The following is a 3582-nucleotide window of genomic DNA, read 5'->3' on the forward strand; positions in this document are numbered from 1 at the left end:
CGGCATGCAGGCCCTCGGCGGACAGGGCTTCGACGGACAGGGCTTCGCGGCCCCGGCCGCCCAGCCCGCCATGTCCGACGGTCCCGGGGTGTTCGGCGCCGTCAACCGCGGCGACGGGGTGGGCCTGGCCCAGGTCGTCGTCACCGTGGCCGACCCGACGGGCCGCCAGGAGGCACGTACCTCCACCGGCCCCGACGGCAGCTACCGCGTCCCGCTGAGCCACGGTGGCACGTACCTGGTCGTGGCGGCGGCGGGCACCTACCAGCCGCACGCGGCGCTGGTGGCCGTCTCCGACGGGCCGGTGCGCCACGACGTCTCGCTGACCGGCACGAGCGGCGTCGTGGGCGTCGTCCACACGCCGGACCCGGCAGGCGGCGCGCGTGTCGTCGCGGGCGCCACGGTCACGCTCATCGACGTCCGCGGTGACGTCGCCGCCGCAGGCGTGACCGACCCCGACGGCCGCTACCGGCTCATCGGCGTGCCCGACGGCTCCTACACCCTCACCGCGGCGGGCTCGGGCCACCAGCCGATGGCGACGAGCGTGCGGCTGGACGTGGGCGCCACGGTCGAGCGCGACCTCGAGCTGCCCCGCCGCTCGCGCCTGGTCGGCACCGTCACTGCGGCGAGCAACGGCCGCGGCGTGGCCGAGGCGATCGCCACCCTGGTGGACGTCGAGGGAACGGTCGTCGGGTCCACGGTCACCGGCCCCGACGGGTCGTTCGTGTTCGAGGACCTCGCCGGCGGCACCTACACCCTCACGGCCAGCGGGTACGCCCCGGTCGCCCAGGTGGTGCAGCTGACCGCGGGCGGCCAGTCGACCGCCTCGGTGGAGCTCGGCTCCCCGGCCCCGGCCGCGTCGAACGGGCACGCGGGCGGCAGCGGCTCGGCCAACGGCAACGGGTGGTCCGCCACCGGGAACAGCCAGGCCGTCCCTGCGGCGAACGGTGCTTCTACCACCGCACCGAATCCCGTAGTCAGCCCTGTGGACGCGGGTGGCGCGCGGTGAGCGCGGTCACCGGCCTGCTCACCACCCCCGACGGCTGGCCGATCTCGGGTGGCACCCTCACGGCGGTCGATGCCACCGGGGTGCAGCGGTCCCGGGTGGCGAGCGGATCCGACGGGCGCTTCGTCCTCGACGGGCTGGCCCCGGGGCCGTACACGGTGATCGTGGCGGCGCCCGGCCACGAGCCCCAGGCCCGCAGCGTCGTGGTCAGCGGGGTGGCCATGGCGCTGGGCGTCCTGGAGCTGGCCCGGGCGGGCGGTTCGGTGCTGCCCGCCCCGGGCACCTGGACGATCGACCCGCGGCACTCCAGCATCCGGGCCACCGCGGTGCACCTCGGCCTGAGCCGCATCAACGGGCGGCTGCGCCGGTTCACCGGCCAGGTGCAGGTCGCCGATCCGCTGGAGAACAGCTCCGTCGAGGTGGTGATCGACCCGAACGCGGTGCAGACCGACGACGAGGACCGGGACGGCCACCTGCGCAGCCCGGACTTCCTGGACGTCGCGATGTACCCGGAGATCCGCTACAAGAGCGACGGGCTGCGCCGCATCGACGCCACCCACTGGGTGGTGGACGGCGTGCTCACGCTCAAGGGTGTGAGCGCGGCCGTCCCGCTGGAGGTCGAGTACCTGGGCACCGGTCCCGATCTGTGGGGCGGGATCCGCGCGGGGTTCTCGGCCAAGGCCGACGTCACGCGGGACGCGTTCGAGATGACCTGGAACCAGTCGGTGCTCGCGGGTCTGCTCAACGTCGGGCGGACCCTGCGCATCGAGATCGACATCGAGGCCGTGCAGCAGGAGCAGTAGGGACGAGCGTGCTCACCCCGGTCCGAAGTCGAGGGCCGGGGTGAGCACCCCCTCCAGCGCGAGCAGCCACTCCTTCGTCGCGCGGCCGCCCCCGAAGCCGCCCAGTCCGTCGGCGGCCAGCACGCGGTGGCACGGCACCACCACCGGCAGCGGGTTCGACCCCATGATCGCCCCGACACCCCGGGCCGCCGTGTGCCCGGCGCCCGAACCGCTTCGCGCCGCCAGCTCCCCGTACGTCACCGTGGCGCCGTAGCCCACCGTCTCGAACAGCGCCGTGAGCACCCGCCGCTGCGAGCCGGCCGTCAGGCTCCAGTCGAGCGGCACGTCGAAGACCCGCCGGTCGCCGGCCAGGTACTCGCGCAGCTCCCGCGCGGCGTCGTTCGTGGCCGCGTCCTGCACGAGCGGCTCGCCGAGCCGGTCGGCGGCCCGCCGCGCGGACTCCGGGTGGTCGCCGAACACGACGAGCGCGAGACCGGGGCCGGTGACGCCCAGGGTGAGCGCACCGACGGGAGCGGGGGCGGGGACCACGGTCCAGCTCAGGGCCATGGGCCCAGTGTGGCCCCTACCCCCGGCGGTCGGCGGGGAAGAGGTCGGCCGCGAGGTGGCGCAGTGCCCACTCCGCCCAGTCCGGTGTGGTCCAGCCCTGCTCGACCACGAGCAGCGCGTAGGTCTCCGGCGACAGCAGCGCGGCCACGACGTCCGTGGCGCGCTGCAGCGACAGCTCGACCGTGAAGCCCGGCCGCTCCGCCATCTCGTCGACGGCCCGGGCGTGCGCCGCCAGCGCGTCCTGCCGGGCGGTGGCGAGCAGGGCCGCCGGCTCGGGATCGGCCGCGGCGTCGCGCAGCACGGCGTCGAGCGGGTGCCTGCGCTCGACGGCCGCGGCCGTCGCGATGACGTGGCGCGCCAGCACGGCTGGTCCGTCGGGCCCGGTCGGACCTGCGGACGCCGCCACGGACGGATGGTCCTGGCGCACGGCGGCGAGTGCGGCCTCCAGCACCGCCGCCTTGCTGCCGAAGGAGAGGTAGAGCGTCTGTACGGCGACGCCCGCGGCACGGGCCAGGTCGGCCATCGTGGTCTCGAGGTAGCCGTGCTCCACGAACAGCGGGGCCGCGGCCTCGACGATGCGCTCCCGCGTGGCCCGGGCCCGCAGGGTACGGGTCGCCTGGCTGCGGGTCCGGGAACCGGTCGGCACGTCACTCCTTGTGGAACGCTGTGGTGGAATGTCATTACAGCATGCCGTACCAGCATCATCCTCCATAACCTGGGTCCAGCACGGCGGGTGCCGCCACGGTTTTGCGTCGCCCGGTCGCGTAGGCGAGAGTGGGAACATGTCCGGCCGGCTGCACCCACGGGACCGCTGACGTGTCCGGACGTCCCGGTCACGGCCCCCTGACGACCTGGGCCGACGCCCGTGAGCGGGCCCACGTCGCGGCTCCGACGCTGCCTGCGGAGCCCGTCGCCATCGCCGACGCCCTCGGCGGGGTGCTCGCCGCCCCGCTGCCCGCCCTGGTGGCCGTCCCGCCCGCCGACTGCTCCGCCATGGACGGCTACGCCGTGTGCGGGCCCGCACCGTGGACGGTGGTCGCCCAGGCACGGGCGGGCGGCGACGACCCGCCTCCGCTGCAGCCCGGCACGGCCTGCGAGATCGCCACCGGCGCGACAGTGCCGGAGGGCACGTCCGGCGTGCTGCCCTACGAGTGGAGCGAGCGCACCGGCGCCACCGTGCGGGGCGCGGTCGAGCCCGGCCGCCACATCCGCCGCCGCGGCGAGGAGACG

4 protein-coding genes and 1 pseudogene are annotated in these 3582 nt (G+C 75.6%); 3 read left to right on the forward strand and 2 right to left on the reverse strand.

What is annotated here, in order from left to right:
* Both JWR81_RS26815 and JWR81_RS26820 read left to right on the forward strand, forming a co-directional pair.
* Positions 1-1006: collagen binding domain-containing protein (locus JWR81_RS26815; RefSeq protein WP_297658915.1), on the forward strand; the 1006-nt coding region annotated here is incomplete at its 5' end.
* Positions 1003-1806: a YceI family protein gene (locus tag JWR81_RS26820; RefSeq protein WP_297658917.1), complete on the forward strand. Its 804-nt coding sequence runs from the start codon at positions 1003-1005 to the stop codon at positions 1804-1806. The genes JWR81_RS26815 and JWR81_RS26820, both read left to right, overlap by 4 nt.
* Before the next feature lie 12 nt (positions 1807-1818).
* On the opposite strand, the gene JWR81_RS26825 is transcribed toward JWR81_RS26820, so the two are convergent.
* Complete coding sequence (locus JWR81_RS26825; RefSeq protein WP_297658919.1) at positions 1819-2352, reverse strand: methylated-DNA--[protein]-cysteine S-methyltransferase; 534 nt, start codon at positions 2350-2352, stop codon at positions 1819-1821.
* Positions 2353-2368: 16 nt separating this feature from the next.
* Positions 2369-2998, reverse strand: coding sequence for a TetR/AcrR family transcriptional regulator (locus tag JWR81_RS26830; RefSeq protein ID WP_297658921.1), 630 nt, complete (start codon positions 2996-2998; stop codon positions 2369-2371).
* A gap of 170 nt (positions 2999-3168) precedes the next feature.
* On the opposite strand from JWR81_RS26830, the pseudogene JWR81_RS26835 reads away from it, so the two are divergent.
* Positions 3169-3582 (forward strand): annotated as a pseudogene (locus JWR81_RS26835) (molybdopterin molybdenumtransferase MoeA); the annotation flags it as partial.

The organism is Pseudonocardia sp. (assembly GCF_025965585.1).
Taxonomy (GTDB): domain Bacteria; phylum Actinomycetota; class Actinomycetes; order Mycobacteriales; family Pseudonocardiaceae; genus Pseudonocardia.

Excerpts from the sequence above, each read along its gene's own strand:
- JWR81_RS26825 (WP_297658919.1), bottom strand. The coding sequence starts at position 2,352 with ATGGCCCTGAGCTGGACCGTGGTCCCCGCCCCCGCTCCCGTCGGTGCG.